15 protein-coding genes are annotated in these 17,059 nt (G+C 43.5%); 2 read left to right on the forward strand and 13 right to left on the reverse strand.

Annotation, left to right across the window (positions count from 1 at the left end; translation table 11 throughout):
- Positions 1-63: 63 nt before the first annotated feature.
- From MCT08_RS07870 to MCT08_RS07910, 9 genes are all read right to left on the reverse strand, one after another.
- A complete protein-coding gene (locus tag MCT08_RS07870; RefSeq protein ID WP_420911026.1) occupies positions 64-825 on the reverse strand; it encodes a DeoR/GlpR family DNA-binding transcription regulator in 762 nt (253 codons plus the stop codon).
- A 40-nt stretch (positions 826-865) separates the two neighbouring features.
- The gene (ugpC, locus tag MCT08_RS07875; protein ID WP_425609328.1) at positions 866-2,011 is read right to left on the reverse strand and encodes a sn-glycerol-3-phosphate ABC transporter ATP-binding protein UgpC; all 1,146 of its coding nucleotides are present in this window, start codon (positions 2,009-2,011) and stop codon (positions 866-868) included.
- A 69-nt stretch (positions 2,012-2,080) separates the two neighbouring features.
- A complete protein-coding gene (ugpE, locus tag MCT08_RS07880) occupies positions 2,081-2,923 on the reverse strand; it encodes a sn-glycerol-3-phosphate ABC transporter permease UgpE (protein WP_176246517.1) in 843 nt (280 codons plus the stop codon).
- Positions 2,924-2,932: 9 nt separating this feature from the next.
- Positions 2,933-3,814 carry an ABC transporter permease subunit gene (locus MCT08_RS07885; RefSeq protein ID WP_053312346.1) on the reverse strand — a complete coding sequence of 294 codons (882 nt, stop codon included), beginning with the start codon at positions 3,812-3,814 and terminating at the stop codon, positions 2,933-2,935.
- Between the two features lie 74 nt (positions 3,815-3,888).
- Positions 3,889-5,181: a sn-glycerol-3-phosphate ABC transporter substrate-binding protein UgpB gene (gene ugpB, locus MCT08_RS07890; protein ID WP_261917693.1), complete on the reverse strand. Its 1,293-nt coding sequence runs from the start codon at positions 5,179-5,181 to the stop codon at positions 3,889-3,891.
- 303 nt (positions 5,182-5,484) lie between these two features.
- On the reverse strand, positions 5,485-6,489 hold the full coding sequence (locus MCT08_RS07895) for a DUF2955 domain-containing protein (protein WP_274678197.1): 1,005 nt from the start codon (positions 6,487-6,489) through the stop codon (positions 5,485-5,487).
- Positions 6,479-7,543, reverse strand: a complete 1,065-nt coding sequence (locus MCT08_RS07900; protein WP_274678198.1) for an HlyD family secretion protein — start codon at positions 7,541-7,543, stop codon at positions 6,479-6,481. Before MCT08_RS07900 ends, MCT08_RS07895 begins: the two co-directional genes overlap by 11 nt.
- A gap of 137 nt (positions 7,544-7,680) precedes the next feature.
- A complete protein-coding gene (locus MCT08_RS07905; protein WP_274678199.1) occupies positions 7,681-8,601 on the reverse strand; it encodes an aminoimidazole riboside kinase in 921 nt (306 codons plus the stop codon).
- 90 nt (positions 8,602-8,691) lie between these two features.
- A complete protein-coding gene (locus MCT08_RS07910) occupies positions 8,692-10,131 on the reverse strand; it encodes a sucrose-specific PTS transporter subunit IIBC (protein WP_053312341.1) in 1,440 nt (479 codons plus the stop codon).
- 256 nt (positions 10,132-10,387) lie between these two features.
- Between MCT08_RS07910 and MCT08_RS07915 the strand changes: the two genes are divergently transcribed.
- Entirely contained in the window at positions 10,388-11,374 is a 987-nt protein-coding gene (locus tag MCT08_RS07915) for a LacI family DNA-binding transcriptional regulator (protein WP_053312340.1), read from the forward strand.
- A 132-nt stretch (positions 11,375-11,506) separates the two neighbouring features.
- Positions 11,507-13,138: a glycoside hydrolase family 32 protein gene (locus MCT08_RS07920; protein WP_274678200.1), complete on the forward strand. Its 1,632-nt coding sequence runs from the start codon at positions 11,507-11,509 to the stop codon at positions 13,136-13,138.
- 111 nt (positions 13,139-13,249) lie between these two features.
- On the opposite strand, the gene trhO is transcribed toward MCT08_RS07920, so the two are convergent.
- The 4 genes from trhO to MCT08_RS07940 all read right to left on the reverse strand — a co-directional run bounded on the left by trhO (position 13,250) and on the right by MCT08_RS07940 (position 17,050).
- Positions 13,250-14,230 (reverse strand): oxygen-dependent tRNA uridine(34) hydroxylase TrhO, encoded by a 981-nt coding sequence (trhO, locus tag MCT08_RS07925; protein ID WP_274678201.1) that lies wholly within the window; start codon positions 14,228-14,230, stop codon positions 13,250-13,252.
- A gap of 147 nt (positions 14,231-14,377) precedes the next feature.
- Complete coding sequence (locus tag MCT08_RS07930) at positions 14,378-15,160, reverse strand: heme ABC transporter ATP-binding protein (protein WP_274678202.1); 783 nt, start codon at positions 15,158-15,160, stop codon at positions 14,378-14,380.
- Entirely contained in the window at positions 15,157-16,191 is a 1,035-nt protein-coding gene (locus MCT08_RS07935) for a FecCD family ABC transporter permease (protein WP_425609329.1), read from the reverse strand. The genes MCT08_RS07930 and MCT08_RS07935 overlap by 4 nt, the downstream gene beginning before the upstream one ends.
- A 10-nt stretch (positions 16,192-16,201) precedes the next feature.
- Entirely contained in the window at positions 16,202-17,050 is an 849-nt protein-coding gene (locus tag MCT08_RS07940) for a heme/hemin ABC transporter substrate-binding protein (protein ID WP_274678203.1), read from the reverse strand.
- Between the last annotated feature and the right edge of the window lie 9 nt (positions 17,051-17,059).

The following is a 17,059-nucleotide window of genomic DNA, read 5'->3' on the forward strand; positions in this document are numbered from 1 at the left end:
AATTGGTGACAAAACAATAGCATCGTACTTGACTGCTGTACTATTTTTACAGAGCAATTAATTCTAGCAACAAACCACCAATTCAGTATTGCTTTGCTGACATAGGGTTTGTATAGCATTGTTTTCTTCATCTACAAACATTCTTTTTATTTCAAACAATTGACCGCTCACAATCGGTGCGTAACGGCCAAGTTTTGTGGTGTCGGCAACTAACCAACACTGCTGGCTATGCTCAATGATAGCGCGTGTTAAACAGGCTTCTTCAGGTGTAAAGTCAAGCAATTGTCCTTTATTTCCTAAACCGCCTGCGCCAAATATGCCTATCTTTATATTGAACTGACGATAGAAGTGGGTAGTTGCCTCACCAACGGTATCTTCATCAGAAGTTCTCACTGCACCGCCAGCCAAATGTACGACAATATTAGGGTTGCGGCTTAACATTAAAGCAGCATTGATATTATTAGTGACAACCGTTAAGCCCGGGTGATCAAGTAAAGCATGAGCAACATTTTTGGGTGTAGTACCTATACCGAGGAAAATACTGATGCCTTCGGGCAGTTCGCTGACGACTTGTCGAGCGATGCGTTGCTTGGCTGAAAGGTTGAGTATATCGCGGTTGCTGTACGACAAATTATCGTTGTCACCAGGTAAGCAAATACCACCATGCACACGTTTTACCATCCCTTTATCACTCAATTCATTGAGATCCTTACGGATGGTTTGCACTGAAACAGAAAATTGATTCGATAAGATAGTGCTAGATAGTACGCCATTGGAGCGTTCTAAATAGGTTAAAATATCTTTTTGTCTAGACGATAGGCTCACAATATCCCCTTGCTGGTATTCGTATCCTCATTGATGAATTTTACGCAATCGCTTGTTTAGTGTGCATAATAGGGCAAAGCCTTTTACCGTGTTCATCAAAAATATGGAGATTGGTTCGGTTAATAAACAAATGCAGTGGTTTATCGTGATCAAGATGAATCTCAGCAGTCACTGCGATAAATGGTTGATTACCGACAATACCGTGAACTAATTGATTTGGCCCGAGTGGTTCGACAGCAGCGATATTCATATTAAGTTCAATCGCATCATTGGACGGCATGGTGCTCGCATGTTCGGGGCGAATGCCGACCGTTATATTTTGAGATGACAAGCTGCGATAGTCGGGTAGATAAATATGCTGAGAACCAATATGTAAGTAACCAGACGCTAACTTTGCTGGGAGAAAGTTCATCGCAGGGCTACCCATAAAACTGGCAACAAATTGGCTTGCTGGCTGGTGATAAACTTGCGCAGGAGTCCCAACTTGCTCAATTTTGCCTTGGTTTAGTACCACAATTCTGTCCGCTAACGTCATTGCTTCAACTTGATCATGAGTCACATAGACACTGGTTACGCCTAATTCGCGTTGTAGTTTTTTGATTTCTAGGCGCATGTGAGCACGTAGGGCGGCATCTAAGTTTGATAAAGGCTCATCAAACAAAAAAAGTTGCGGGTCACGTACAATGGCGCGTCCCATGGCGACACGCTGTCGTTGTCCGCCAGAAAGCTTGGCTGGCTTGCGTTCAAGATAGTCTTCAATTTTGAGCGTTTTGGCGACTTTGGTGATTTTTGATTCAATGGTTGCTTTATCGACATTACGATTCTTCAACCCGTAAGCAAGGTTATCGTAAACACTCATATGTGGGTAAAGGGCGTAATTTTGAAAGACCATAGCGATATCGCGCAGAGCTGGTTTTTCATTATCGACTTGACGACCGGCTAAGTGAATTTCTCCACCAGAAATGGCTTCAAGTCCGGCAATCGAGCGTAGTATAGATGATTTTCCACACCCCGACGGGCCAACTAAGACGATAAATTCCCCCTTTTTAATACTGAGATCGACTCCTTTCACAGCTTGATGGCCATTGTCGTAGGTTTTTACCAATTGTCTGAGCTCTAGCATTTTGAACTCCGGTGAGTTTTGAATAGGTTGAACCGTATGGGATTGAGATACTTTTGTGTTCATAGTGTGATAACCAATGTGTGCTTTATTTCAGTGTTTGTATGCGAAATAGATGGTTTGCTCTTACAGGCGTTATTTTTCACTTTCAACTAATCCTTTTACGAACCAGCGTTGGAATATAACTACCACTAAAACCGGAGGTAGCATCGCTAAAATCACCATAGCAAAGACGTAGTCATAGCGCGGGGAACTGGTCTCATTAATGCTGTTGAGTACTTGTTTGATGCCCATAACGATAGTGTTGTAGCTCTCATCCGTCGTCATCATGATTGGCCATAAATATTGGTTCCAGCCCACAACGAACATGATGATAAAAATAGCCGCCATCATGGTTTTTGATAATGGCAGTAAGATATCGATGAAAAAGCGTATCGGTCCTGCGTTATCGAGTTGAGCGGCCTCAAGCAGTTCGTCTGGAATGGTTTTAAAAAACTGGCGAAAGAAGAAAGTGGCGGTTGCCGAAGCGATTAACGGCAAGATAAGCCCTGTGTAACTATTGAGCATGCCAAGCTGAGAGACGACTTCATAAGATGGAATAATTCGTACTTCTAACGGTAGTAGCAGTGTGACAAAAATCAGTCCGAACCAAGCACTGGCGTAGGGTAGTCTAAAGTAAACTAAGGCATAAGCAGCCAGCATAGAAATAATGATTTTACCGATAGAAAAACCGAGCCCCATGATCATCGAGTTAACAATCATCGTTTGTGCGTTGACATCACCGCTAAAACCAACACTCTTGCTCCATGCTTCGCTATAAATAGCACTAAAATTGTCGCCAGGTAACCACTGTAAGCCTTCGCTCACGATGGTATTAGGATTGTGGGTTGAGCTAGCGAATATCAACCAGATAGGAACCACCATAAACAAAGCACCAGTGATAAGGATTAGGTGGTCGGAAAGTCGATTACTTTTCATATTCTTTCCTTAGTAATGAACGCGTTTTTCAACAAAGCGGAACTGGATAAATGTCAGTATCAGAACCAATAAAAGCAGCACCACGGATTGGGCCGAGCTACCGCCTAGGTCGGCACCAACAAAGCCATCACGATACACTTTGTAAACTAATGATGTAGTGTTGCCACCGGGGCCACCAGAGGTCATTGTGTCTATCACGCCAAAGGTTTCGAAAAACGCATAAGTTAGGTTAATGATCAATAAAAAGAAGCCAGTCGGTGCAAGTAAAGGGAAGGTGATGGTCCAAAAACGTTTCGAATCACTCACACAATCAAGCATCGCAGCTTCCCTGATAGCGAGTGAGATAGATTGCAATCCCGCTAGGAAATAGACGAAATTCACCGAAATTTGCTTCCAGACTGAAACCAAAATCAGTGCAAATGTGGCGTCAATCGGATCTGTTTGGAAGCTGAACTCCCAACCTAGATGACTGAAAACGTTAGTAAGTACGCCAATGTGTGGATTGAATAGAAAAGCACCGATGATACCGGCTACGGCTGGTGCAACGGCATAGACCCAAGTTAGCGTAATCTTGTAAGGGCTTTGTCCGTGGATGATATTATTGGCTTTCACTGCCAGCAGCAGTGCGATAGCGAGCGACAAAAATGAGACGGATAGAGAAAACAACAAAGTAAAGCCTATCGATTTCAGGTACTCGCTCGACTCGAATAGTACTTGATAATTTTCGAACCAGACGAAGGTTGAAGATAGCCCCCATGGGTCTTCTAACATGAAAGATAGATAGACCGCTTTTGCTGCTGGGTAAATAAAAAATACCGCAATTATGGCAATTTGAGGTGCCAAAAACAGATAGGGTAGGGATGAATGACAAAATTGTTGACGACGTTCCACAATTAGACCCAAATACGTTAAATAAAAGAGATAAGCCCTTAGCTAGTGACTAAGGGCTTCGGCTTAGTGAGTCGTTATTGAACGGTTCGCGCGAAACGTTTCAGCAGTTGATTGCTTTCAATTTCGACGTTATCTAACCCTTTTTCAACACTGGTTCGGCCTGCAAAAATGTTGTCAAATTCACGATGCATAACTTGACGAATTTGTGGGTAGTAGCCAAGGCGATAGCCTTTAGTCCACTCTCCTGAAGCGAGGCTAAGCTGTTTTACACCGACTTCAGCATCAGGTTGCTGTTGGTAATAACCTGATTGTTTCGTCAATTCATAAGCCGCATTGGTGACTGGTACATAACCAGTGGTTTTATGCCAATACATTTGTGTTTCAGGCTTGGTTAGGTAGTCAAAAAATGCAGCCACCGCTTTGTCTTGTAGTTTTTCGTGGCCGTTAAGGGCAAATAGAGCTGCACCACCAATAAAGGTATGCCCAGCATTTGGATTGACCGATTGCCAGTAAGGTAAATAGGTTGTGCCTAAATTGAAGGTGACACGGTTGCGTAGTCCGCCAAATGAGCCTGATGAGCCCATCCACATCGCGACTTCTTGACGTTCGAAGGGGGTCTGGTTGGCATCCCAGTCACTGCCGTAATACTTGTAGTAACCTTTGTCAGACCACTCTTTTAGTTTCTTAACATGCATCAACATATCATCAGTATTGAACATGATTTGAGTAGGGAGCCCATCGTAACCATTGTGTTTATCAGCTAGCGGCAGGTTGTGACGAGACTTAAAGTTCTCAAACATGATCCAAGGTGTGAGGGACTGAGAAAAACTGGCGTAGCCCTGAGATTTCAACTTACCAGCGATTTGTTCTAGCTGTTCGTAAGTTTTAGGGGCGTCAACACCAACCTTAGCAAAAATATCTTTGTTGTAGTAAAGCACAGGCGTTGAGCTGTTAAAGGGCATGCCGACCATTTTGCCGTTGTTATCGGCATAGAAATTACGAACACCGGCTAAGTAATCATTTGAACTGAACGAGTAACCTGACTCAAGCATAATGTCTTGAACTGGTTTGGCGACGCCTTTTGCAGTCATGATAGTTGCCGCACCAGCATCAAACACTTGCAGGATATTTGGTGATTGTCCTGCACGAAATGCGGCGATACCTGCGGTAAGGGTTTCTTGATAAGAGCCTTTGTAGATAGGGGTGATTTTGTAATCATTTTGAGAGGCATTAAAATCGGTTGCGATTTTATTGACGGTTTCGCCAAGTTGCCCCCCCATGGCGTGCCACCATGTAATTTCAGTTGCTGCGAATGTTGTTCCCGAAACGGTTGCTGATAGCAAACCCGCTAACCATAGCTTTTTCATGTCAGTTTCCTTGTGAGTTTCGAACGAGACATTAGAGGTTTCGTTTGATGCTATGGTGGTTGAGTTTTGTGACATATTCATGAGCATTCAATTTCAAAAATATGAAAGATTTATGGAGATATCATTTGGACTACAGATTGAGTCCCTATTCTGAACACTGCGAAGTACGGTGATGAGAAAAGAGAGTAGGGACGTGAATCAGTATCGACTTATTCACGTCCTGTATTATTGATGCTCTACTGAGATCTATCAGTATGGATGACTATTGCGGATAGAGTACTGTGAAGTTAGCCGTTGAGGAGGTTAATCTTTAGCTAATATCGTACTATCAACGGATTTCCCGACATTTAAAATAAGCGCGCCGATAAAAATGGCAATGACTATCGAAACCAAACGCAGCAACTCCGCGGTCATCGAGTCTGTACCTTGATTTTTAATAATTTGATAGGTTAATACGGTAAAGTTTGTAAATAGCAATTGGTAAATACTCAGCCGACAGTTACAACGAATGGCATAGCAAGCCAGTTGAATACCACAAAATAAAGCAACGCCTAATACAACCCAAGTTGGTACATTAAACATAAATAGCAACATCACTGGTACCGTAAATAGTATACCAATGGCGGTGGTGAATAGCCGATTATGGCTAAACATTTTGTGTTCATGATGTATTGGCGTTTTAATCATGCTGTTGATAGTGATTGCAATCAATATTGACTGAGAGCTACCAGTACCGATCAATGCCGCTAACACCAAACTCATGGCCGTTGCTTTGAATACAATCAAAGGAATATGTGCGGTGGTTTTCTCCTGGCTTTGTTCATCTGGTTGAATGTCTTGTTCGTCGCCAGGAAAGATTAAAAAACTCAATGAAGTGACGATGATAGCAATGGTAAGAGCTTCAAACATTAACCAAGGTAAAACACTAGCGGATACGCCCATTTGCTTTGTCATTACCGCCATGATGATGACGACCATGAGTGTTAATGTTGATAGGATATCTTTAGGATCACGGTGACTACGATAATAACTCAAAAATAGCAAAGCCCAACAAAACAGAGCAAAGCCGGTTGGCGTATCAACCAGTATTTCACTTAGATTGACCACAATAAAGCTGATAAAAAACATCACCAACAGTAATTTTAGCAACAGACTAACCGGTGGCTTAGAGGGCATGATGGTTAGAAATATCACCACAAATATTGGCGCCAACATCGGCATGGCTGCACCGTTAAACTGCAAGTAAAACAGTAACAATATTGGGGCGAAAACCAACCTTATAATTGGATTAGCCGCACTATGAAACATAAGTCCATATACTCACGATGCGCATCCAGATTCGTGCTAGCCATTCACCAAAGCTACTTTGTTCAGTAAAGAAAGCCACAGTAGCTTGTGAACCATAACGAATGTTAGACGGTACTTCGCCATTTTCAAAAACAATGTTAACCGGATAACGTTGAGCACTTAATGACTTGGTATCTGCGTTTAAAAAGCCAGTGGTTTGGTCGATATTATTACTACCCCCAGTACCCCAGCCAATGCTGTCTACTTTACCGAGTAAGACACGACCCGGTAATGCATCAAGTACAATTTCAACACGCTGACCGACACGGATGTATTCTATGGAGTTTTCTCTCACTAATGCTGAGATCCACACACCTCGAGGATCAATGAAAGTCAGTATTGGCGAACCAACGGTAGCTTTTTGGCCTGTGGTGAGTTGTAGATTAGTCACTATGCCATCGGAAGGCGCGAGAACTTGTGTTTTTTGTAAATCTAATTGCGCTTGTTCAAGCTTGGCCATCGCAGACAAAATTTGTGGGTTGTTGCTACCTTTTGGACCCAAATTTTGTTGTGCCTGTGTTAATGAGGCCTCTGCGGCTTTAAGTGACGCTTGAGTGCGTTCGCGAGCTTCAATCGCGTTATCGAGATCCGCTTTACTTAACACACCTTTTCTTGCTAATTCAGTGACTCGTGCAGCTTGTTCTCTGGCATTATTACGCGCTGCTAGTGCATCAACGACTTTAGCTTGTGCCACTTCAACTGCTGCTGTGCTCGCACCAATGTTTTGTCCGGCAATTTCTAAATTGGCTTGAGCTGCTTTTAGGTTAATTTCATAATTTCTTGAGTCGATCTTGAATAATACATCACCTGAGCGAACAACCTGATTATTGATAACATTAACATCTGTGATGTTACCTGACACTTCAGGAGCAATTCTTACTAAATAAGAATGAACTCGTGCGGTGCTCGTCATTGGCGTAACTCGGTCTGCCCACAAACTGTAAAACCAAATAAACAAAATTAATCCAATAATATAGAAACTCAGTTTCTTGGATGATTTTTCTGCAGCAGACATGCTTTAAACTCTCTTCAAAATAAAGTTTTCATGATAATTGCCGAAATGTATTGCAGCAAGGAATGAATCCAATCGACAAAAATAAACCCCAAAATAAAATGGGGTTCATACTTTGTTTTGTCAAAGGGGAGAGAGTGTTATGAAATGTATGAGAGCAGGGCTTTTTCATCAGGTAATGCGGTCATTGCTCCTTTCTTCGTCGTTGCGAGTGCGCCACAACCATTTGCCCATCTAACGGCTTCGTGGATGACTGAGGCCTTATACCACTCTTGGTGGAAAGAGAGTTTTCGCAGGAGACCACCGACAAAAGCATCGCCAGCACCGGTGGTATCAATAGGGGAGACGGGTGTACCAGATATTAAAGTTTGAGTTTCTGCCGTAATAACTAGCGCCCCTTTTGCTCCTTGAGTAATGACAATCAATGGGATCGAAAGCGGCTTGAGAGTCGCTAAACCTGCCTCAATACTGGTGGTTTGTGTCAGAAATAATAGTTCGTCGTCAGAAAACTTAACGACATCTGCCATCGCTACAGCCTTCATAACCACTTCGCTCATCTCCTCTGGTTTTGACCATACATCATCTCTGAGATTTGGGTCAAAACTGATAAAGCCACCGCTGTCTTTCATTTTTTGTATAGCGTAAAGGGTAGTACTTCGGCTTGGTTCATTTGCTAGTGCGATAGAGCAGCAGTGCAGCCATTCGCCAGCTTTAAAGGAAGGGATATCAGACATACTTAGGAATTGATCGGCGCTCGGTTTTACCATGAAGGTAAAGCTGCGCTCACCGTGTTCATCTAAGTCAACAACGACCGTTGAAGTGCGTTGATTCTTATCTAATAGCAGATACTCGGTACTGACGTTTTCATCGCTTAAAGTCGATTGCATGAATCGACCCATCGGGTCGTTACCTACACGACCGAAAAAAGCACTATTGCCTCCTAACCTGGCTATTGCGACAGCAACATTAGCGGGAGCACCACCAGGGCATTTTAAATAGTGAGCATCACCTTCTGGAATCAAATCAACCACTGCGTCGCCTGTTACCCATACTTTGTTCATCTTTATTTCTCCAGTAAGTCTTTATTCGAATGAAGGAAGCCCACTCAGTGAGTGGGCTCAGGAGCATAATTACCTATAGGGGGAGTGGAATTATGCCGTTGCTTGGACACCTTGTTTTGCTCGCTCTCTTGCTCCTAATACCAGAGTTAAGCCGAATGCAACCACAAAGGAAATTAACATACCAATAACGTAGTAGCTGATTTTTTCAGGGTTTATGGAAATAATTCCCGGTAAACCTGCAGCGCCGAGGGCTTGAGCTTTCACGTTAAAGAGAGTGATGAATGCACTTGCACAAGCTGAACCAATGATGGCAGCAATAAATGGATAGCGAAGTTTTAAGTTGACACCAAACATAGCCGGTTCAGTAATACCGAGTAGGGCTGTGATCCCTGAAGGTACCGCAATACCTTTTAGTTTAATGTCTTTGGTTGTGAAGCCAACGGCTAGTGCTGCAGCGCCTTGTGCTACGTTGGACATTGCAGCGATAGGGAAGATGAATGTACCGCCAGTAACCGCGATGTCGGCTAAAAGTTGCGTCTCAATGGCAATGAAACTATGGTGCATACCGGTAATAACAAATGGTGCATAAATGAAACCGAACAATGCGCCACCAACGAAACCTGCAGAGTCATATAACCAGTTTAGGCCGTCACCAAGTAGGAAACCGATATCACGAGTGATAGGGCCAACAAGGGTGAAAGTAACAAAACCAGTAATGAAAATAGCCAGCATTGGTGTTAATAAGTTATCCAGTACCGAAGGGATAACCTTACGCAGGCCGTTTTCAACTTTAGCGAGGATAAAGGCTGAAACTAAAACCGGCAGTACTGAGCCTTGGTAACCGACTTTTTGGATTTCAAAGCCAAGGATATTCCACGTTGGAATAGTGCCGGAGACTGATGCGCCGCCAAAACCCCAACCGTTAAGCAAGTCTGGGTGAACCATTAACATACCCAGTGCCGCCCCAAGGAACGGGTTACCACCAAATTTTTTCGAAGCAGAAAATGCCAACAGAACAGGTAAGTAAACAAAAGGTGCGTTAGCAAAGGTATTAATCATGCTTGCCAAATCAGCAAGGCCCGGATTAGCATCAATGAGTGATTGGCCTTCAATAAACAAACCAGTGGCCGTCAGGACATTGAATAGGCCCATCAACAAACCACCCGCAACAATCGCTGGAATGATTGGAACAAAAATGTCAGATAAGCCTTTCACCGCACGTTGAAAGACATTTTGTTTTTGCGCCCCCGCGCTTGCGACATCGTTGGTCGACATTTCTGCCAACCCAGTTAATTTAGCCATCTCTGCGTAAACTTGATTTACGATACCAGAGCCAAAAATGATCTGATACTGGCCTGCGACTTTAAATTGACCTTTAACACCGTCTAAGGAATCAATGGCTTCTTCATTGACGATTGACTCATCTTTTAGCGCCAATCTTAAGCGTGTGGCACAATGAGCAAGTGCTTGGATATTTTCTTTTCCGCCGAGTTGCTCAAGTAATTTCTTTGCTATGACTGGATAGTTCATAACTCACCCCGATTCTTGTCTGTTCTGTTTATTGAATTAGTATGGTTTAAATATTTTAAATTTGTTTTGGGAACGTTTGCAGAATTGATTCTTGTGCAATAATTTGGGAACGTCAAAAGATAACCATTGATTATGTGAATTTGATCGCTAAAAGATAGGTCGCGAATTCTATAAACAGCGTTAAAATCACATTATATGGTCGATTGTCATTGCATGTTTTGCAAACAATCCCAATGCGGAAGAAATAAGGTTCTATATGTCGAGTTTGCACGATGTTGCTAAGTTAGCTGGTGTTTCAAAATCAACCGTTTCTCGCGTTATTAATGATGAGTATGGGGTTAAAGAAGCGACTAAAATCAAAGTGTTAAAGGCTGTTTCTGAGTGTGGTTATGTGGTTAATCAGGTGGCTAAAGATCTGAAATCCCAAAAGACCAATTTGATTGGAGTGATTGTACCGCGTGTTTCATCCCATGCGACAGCGCAAGGGGTAGACGGACTCAGCAAAATTTTTGAACAAGCGGGAAAGCACGTTTTACTCGCTAATACACATCAAGAGCATGAGAAGGAATTAGAATACATCCAAATCTTCAACCAAAAACGGGTGGAAGGCATTGTGCTGTATGCCACACATCTTGATTTATCGCTTGTGAATGCTATTAAGCAATCAAATGTACCCGTGGTACTTGTGGGGCAAGATGGTTCACTTCACGACATTCCCAGTATTGTTCATGACGATTTTCGAGTGGGGTATGAAGCTGGTCATCGATTGATTAATAAAGGCTGTAAACAGATAGGTTTTATTGGTGTTCAACGTGATGATGTCGCGGTTGATGTGCTGCGTTCACAAGGTCTAGAGCAAGCATTGACTCTACACAATTTAGAATTATTGTTTCACTTGCGTGGTGATTTTTCTATTGAGTCTGGATACTTACAAAGCAAAGCACTAATGGAACAATATCCGCAGCTAGATGGACTTTTTTGTGCGACAGACCGGATTGCGGTCGGGGCTATTAAAGCGTTACTAGAGTGTGGTATTGACGTCGGGAAACAGGTCAAGGTGCTTGGGGTAGGTAATGATGAGCTTGCCTTTATCAGTAATCCAAGCTTGTCGACATTTAACTATGCCTTTGATAAGGCAGGTGAAAATGCAGCGAAAATGTTACTTGAACGCATTGTTGGGCAAGGGAAAGAAATGAGTAAAGTCGTTTTGACTTTCCAAAGTATTGAGCGTGAGACATGCTGAATGATGCTGGTTTTTTATCCGTAATTGCTGAGTCTCACCTCTCATAATCGATAACTAGTTTTCCGTAATACTTGCAATAGTGAGCATTGTTTTATATTTTGCAATCGTTCCCATTTTATTGAGTGTAAACAGATGTCATTTGAAGAAATTGTGAGTTTAGTGGGTGGTCAGGCCAATATTAAACGAGTTTTAGCACCAGAGAGTCAGGTTGTTATTTCAGTACATGATCATTCATTGGTTGGTGAATTGCCAAAGGGTGTTGAGTTGATTGAAGTGTTAGGTGAGTGGCAGTTGTCTATGCCAAGAACCAGCACCTTCCTTGACAAGCAGTTGGGTGAAATCGGTAAAGTGATCGCATCGCAACAACGACTTGATGCGGCTGAGCGACTCGTGAAAACGGAATGTCCATTTCGTCCGATTTGGCACGTCGCACCTCCACAAGGACTTTTAAATGACCCGAATGGCTTTATCTATCATCAAGGGCAATATCATCTTTTCTATCAGTGGTATCCGCACGCTTGTGCACATAAAGACAAATACTGGGTGCATTTAACCAGCGGTGACCTTATCAATTGGCAGTGGCGCTCGATCGCTCTCACACCATCAGACTGGTACGATAGCCACGGTGTCTATTCTGGGCATGCAGTCAGCCATGGTGATGAATTGATGCTGTTTTACACTGGAAATGTTCGACTCGGAGAGCAGCGTGCTCGCCAAACGATGCAATGTATGGCGGTATCGAAAGATGGACTGCACTTTGAGAAATATGGCCCCGTTATTCGCGAATTACCGGAAGGTGTTACAGAACATTTTCGAGATCCTAAAGTGATTCGTCATGATGATAAATGGTTGATGTTGATCGGTGCACAAACGACCGATTTGCAGGGTCGTGTTGCGGTTTATCATTCTGATAATCTGAAGGATTGGCAGTATGATGGATTGGCCGGCGATGATATCGCTCCAATGGGCTATATGTGGGAATGCCCCGATATGTTTGAACTTGATGGGCAACACTATTTTGTGTTTGGTCCGCAAGGTGTGGAGTCATCTAATCCTCATCACACGGCGGTACACCGAAATCGTATTGCTAAAGTAATGTGGGATGACAAAGGTCTACCTCGTTTTTCTGAGCTACAAGAACTCGATTCAGGCTTTGATTTTTATGCACCGCAAAGTATGCAAACTGAAGACGGTCGCCGAGTCATGTGTGGCTGGATGGGTTTGCCGGATGATGTTGATCACCCAAGTTGTGATAACGGTTGGATACATCAATATACAGCGATTCGTGAATTGAGTATCGAGCAAGGCCAATTAGTTCAGCGTCCGCTTCGTGAATTAGCACAGTTGCGAGGGAATTCGATAAAAATTGAGCTAGGCAATGAGCCCGTTGATCTCAAAACAAAAAGTTTTGACATACAAACGACGCTGCCATGGGGGGCAACCTTGCGTTTATTTGAGTTAGGTGAGCAATATGTTGATATCACCTTAGATGCTGAAACGAAAGTTTTACGCTTAGATCGTTCTAATACATTGATTCGACATGGTGATGTTATTCGTGAACTTGAGCTAGATAGCGAAAAAGTCGCTTTGCATATTTTATCTGACAGCTCATCTGTCGAAGTTTTTATCAATGACGGTCAAGCGGTAATGACGGGAAGAGTATTTACTGAACAAAATGCAACCCAATGCCGTTTGATTAATGCAAAAGCTGAGGTTGAATTTGCTGAAATGAAAGCAGCGGATGCAGCGCTTTACCCTTTGTAAGTTAGTAGCAATATGGTCACCATATTGGTGACCATAAATAATGGTGAGCAGTAAGTCGTTTAAAGAAATATAGGACGACAAACGCTCTCATTGGTACGATGCCTACCGCTATTAATTTGAACCGCGTTGCTGGGCTTTACGTGCCAATTTCTCCGCACGCTTTTGCTCGATAAGTTGCGCCGCATCGCCGCCGATATGATCTTCACCGCGCTGTTTGGCTAGTTGCACCTGCTTTTCGCGCTCACGAAAACGTGCCAGTTGCTCCTCAGTATGGGTCCCCACGCATTTAGCACAACTTACCCCTTGTTCGAAGTGAACGCTCTGTTTGTCTTCTTCAGTAATCGGTAAACGGCAGGCATTACATACTTGGTAATCACTTTCTTTTAAAGCGTGACCAACCGCCACTCGGCCATCAAAGACATAGCAGTCACCTTGCCATAAACTCTCTTCTTCAGGCACTTCTTCAAGGTATTTCAAAATGCCGCCTTCAAGGTGATAAACTTCCTCAAACCCTTGTTCTTTCAAGTAAGCGGTTGATTTTTCACAGCGAATCCCACCAGTGCAGAACATGGCTACTTTTTTGTGTTTTTCTGGTGCTAAGTTTTGCTTTACGTATTCAGGGAATTCTCTGAACGTATCTGTGTGTGGGTTTTGTGCGTTTTTAAATGTGCCGATTTGGATTTCGTAATCATTACGAGTATCGACAACCAACACCTCAGGGTCGGAAATGAGAGCATTCCAGTTTTCTGGTTTGACATAAGTACCGACTACATGCCGAGGATCTATGCCTTCCACGCCCATCGTCACAATCTCTTTTTTCAACTTCACTTTGGTACGGTTAAATGGCGGCTCTGATGCTAGGGACTCTTTGTAAACGGTATTCTTCAGGCTGGGTTCCGCGTCGAGCCAAGCCAGTAGCGCATCGATCCCTTCACGTGACGATGAAACAGTACCGTTAATACCTTCACTGGCAAGCAGAAGTATGCCTTGAATTTGGTTTTCTTCCATCAGCTCAAGAAGCGGTATTTGCAGCTCTTGGTAGTGGTTGAGTTCAACAAACTTATAGAGTGCACAAACGACATATTGGCTCATGGGTTACCTTTTATAAAAACGATATAGAGAATTTGGGCGCATTATAGCTAAGGGATGCGCCGACAAATACCGACAGTTTCTAAGGACAATACAACGGTTTCTCGAAAGGAGAGTCCAAATGATAGGGATATACCATTCAGGCCACTCTTAGGCGGGATAAACCATAGGGAAATCCAGAGTTGGATGCGAGGCAACCAATGACTGGTAGCCATACACTTGTTGAATTCGAGTTGAAGTTAATGCTTGCCGCGGTGGAGCATCGCAAACCAATTTTCCTTTATGTAGCATTACTATGCGGTCAGCGTATTGAGCGGCAAGGTTGAGATCATGTAACACAACTACAACGGCACAATTTTCCTCGGTTGCTAATGTTCGCGCAATATTGAGCGTATTGTGTTGATGAGCAAGGTCTAAGGCGGATGTTGGCTCATCAAGCATTAGGATCTTTTTATCGCCTGAGTGGTGCAATTGCGTAAGCACACGCGCTAGGTGTAAACGCTGTTTTTCTCCACCAGATAAGGCAGGATAAAGGGTTTCTGCTCGTTCAACAATATCGGTTTTTTGTATGTAATGCAGTGCGATATTATGGGTTTGCTGTTGGCTCAAGCAAAGAGGAAGTGCACCTAATTCGACCACTTCTTGCGCTAGAAATGGAAAATTAAGCGTGCTTTGCTGCGGGAGTATCGCCAAATGTTTGGCTAAATTATTTGGCTGCCACGAATGTTGCTCAAGCCCAAAATAGTGCAGCTCAGCCTGCGATTTTATTTCACCACTTAAGACTTTTAGCAACGTACTTTTACCCGCTCCGTTAGGTCCAAGTAAAGCAGTTACTTGTCCTGAATATATATCGATATCTAGGTCATCCAGCAAGGTGCGTTTAGCAAATTTCACGGTGATATTTCTGGCTTGAATAGCTGGTCTGTTACTCAAAATACTTTTCCTTTTTGTTTAAAAAGAAGGTAAAGGAAGAAAGGAGCTCCCACCAAAGCAGTGACAATTCCTACAGGCAGTTCGGCTGGTGCAACGACAATTCGTGCAAACATGTCGGCAACCGTGAGCAATAGTGCACCGAGTAGAGCTGAGATAGGAATTAAACTGCGATGATCTGGGCCGACGAGCATGCGCCCTAGGTGTGGGATCACGAGGCCAATAAAACCAATCATACCCACCGCACTGACGGTAACACCAACACCGACAGCGCTAAGCAAGATCATCGTTCGTTTTAATTTTTGCACTGGAATACCAAGGTGATGAGCTTCTGCTTCACCGAGTAAAAGTGCATTTAATGCCATCGCTTGACGAGAGAAGAAAATCAACAGCAGTAATAAAGTGAACATGCAAAGAGCAATACTTTGCCAAGTAGCTCCTGCAAGAGAGCCCATCGACCACAATGATAGATCACGCAGCATTTGGTCATCCGCGACGTAGTTTAAGTAGCCAATTCCAGCGCCCGATAACGCGCTAATGGCAACGCCAGCAAGCAGCATAATAGTAACAGAGGTGCCAAATGTACTGGTACCTAATCGATAAACCAGCACAGTCGTTATGGCACCACCGAAAAAAGCAAAAATTGGCACGGTTAATGCGCTTATCCACGGAGCTGAAAAGAAGGGAAGGTTCGCCAATAAGACAATGGCGACAGCTGCGCCTAATGCTGAGCCTGCGGAAACGCCAATAATGCCAGGTTCTGCGAGAGGATTCCGAAATAGCCCCTGCATTACTGTTCCACAAAGTGCCAGAATGGCACCAACTAATAAGCACAATAAAGTTCGAGGAAAACGAATTTCGTGAATCACTAAATTGATATGACCCGCAATATTATTTGATTGCCATACAAGACTGCTCAAGCTATCACTGATACTGATATTCATTGGGCCAACCGTGATTGAATATAAAGCCACAATGCTGACGAGCATTAGTAGCCCAATGAACACGGTATTACGGGGAATATGACGTAACAAAATAGGCCCCTTATGGATACAACAACGCATTAAGGCGCTTTGCTTCGGCTAGGCTTTTAAAACCAAGGCCGCCGACTAATGCATGCCCATCAATGGTAATGATCCGTCTGTTTTTCCCTGCAGGAGTAGCGGCAAGCATCGGCAATGATTTTAAAATGGCATCAGCTCCGCCCATTTTTTGGTAGCTTCGCCCACTGACTAAAATGATATCAGGTTGCATTTCAATCATCGCTTCCATAGAGAGTGGTTTGTAAGAGCTCAGCTGGCTTGCGGCAGGGTTGATAGCGCCAGCTAGTTGAATAATGCTATTGGGCGTTGTATCACGACCGGCAACATTGGTTGCTCGGCCTTCATGAAGTAAAAGAAAAAGTACTTTCTTTTGTGCGCTAGCAATAGGTTTGTTGTCTACGAGCTGTCTAATTTGTTGATTAACCGATTTTTTAAGTGGCTCCGCTTGTGGTTGGCGATTTGTTAAGGTTGCGATTTTGTCAATCCTGTCCAATAACCCCTGAGGGGATGACTCATTATTGACGATTTCAACCTTGATGCCAGCCGCTTTTAATTGCTGAAGCGTCGTGTCTGGTCCCATTTCATCAGAACCTAGCAGTAATGTTGGCGATAACGCCAACAAGCCTTCAGCCGACATTTGTCGGTGGTAACCAATTTTAGGTACAGCAAGCGATGGCGGAATTTCACTCGTTACATCAACAGCAACGAGCTGATCTTCAGTGCCAAGGGCTAGCAAAACCTCCGTCACTGCACTACCTGCACTAATGATGCGTTGTTGTGCATGCAACCAAGGGGAAAATAGCAATATCAGTGCGGCAAATAGCCAACGAAAAGGCGTGTTATGTGTCATGTATTTTAC

Source organism: Vibrio aestuarianus, assembly GCF_028858425.1.
Taxonomy (GTDB): Bacteria; Pseudomonadota; Gammaproteobacteria; order Enterobacterales; family Vibrionaceae; genus Vibrio; species Vibrio aestuarianus.

What these genes read in the sequence shown, in the direction of transcription:
- ugpC (WP_425609328.1), bottom strand. Translation starts at nt 2,011, where the DNA reads ATGAACACAAAAGTATCTCAATCCCATACGGTTCAACCTATTCAAAAC.
- ugpE (WP_176246517.1), bottom strand. Translation starts at nt 2,923, where the DNA reads ATGAAAAGTAATCGACTTTCCGACCACCTAATCCTTATCACTGGTGCT.
- ugpB (WP_261917693.1), bottom strand. Translation starts at nt 5,181, where the DNA reads ATGAAAAAGCTATGGTTAGCGGGTTTGCTATCAGCAACCGTTTCGGGA.
- MCT08_RS07895 (WP_274678197.1), bottom strand. Translation starts at nt 6,489, where the DNA reads ATGTTTCATAGTGCGGCTAATCCAATTATAAGGTTGGTTTTCGCCCCA.
- MCT08_RS07900 (WP_274678198.1), bottom strand. Translation starts at nt 7,543, where the DNA reads ATGTCTGCTGCAGAAAAATCATCCAAGAAACTGAGTTTCTATATTATT.
- MCT08_RS07905 (WP_274678199.1), bottom strand. Translation starts at nt 8,601, where the DNA reads ATGAACAAAGTATGGGTAACAGGCGACGCAGTGGTTGATTTGATTCCA.
- MCT08_RS07910 (WP_053312341.1), bottom strand. Translation starts at nt 10,131, where the DNA reads ATGAACTATCCAGTCATAGCAAAGAAATTACTTGAGCAACTCGGCGGA.
- MCT08_RS07915 (WP_053312340.1), top strand. Translation starts at nt 10,388, where the DNA reads ATGTCGAGTTTGCACGATGTTGCTAAGTTAGCTGGTGTTTCAAAATCA.
- MCT08_RS07920 (WP_274678200.1), top strand. Translation starts at nt 11,507, where the DNA reads ATGTCATTTGAAGAAATTGTGAGTTTAGTGGGTGGTCAGGCCAATATT.
- trhO (WP_274678201.1), bottom strand. Translation starts at nt 14,230, where the DNA reads ATGAGCCAATATGTCGTTTGTGCACTCTATAAGTTTGTTGAACTCAAC.
- MCT08_RS07940 (WP_274678203.1), bottom strand. Translation starts at nt 17,050, where the DNA reads ATGACACATAACACGCCTTTTCGTTGGCTATTTGCCGCACTGATATTG.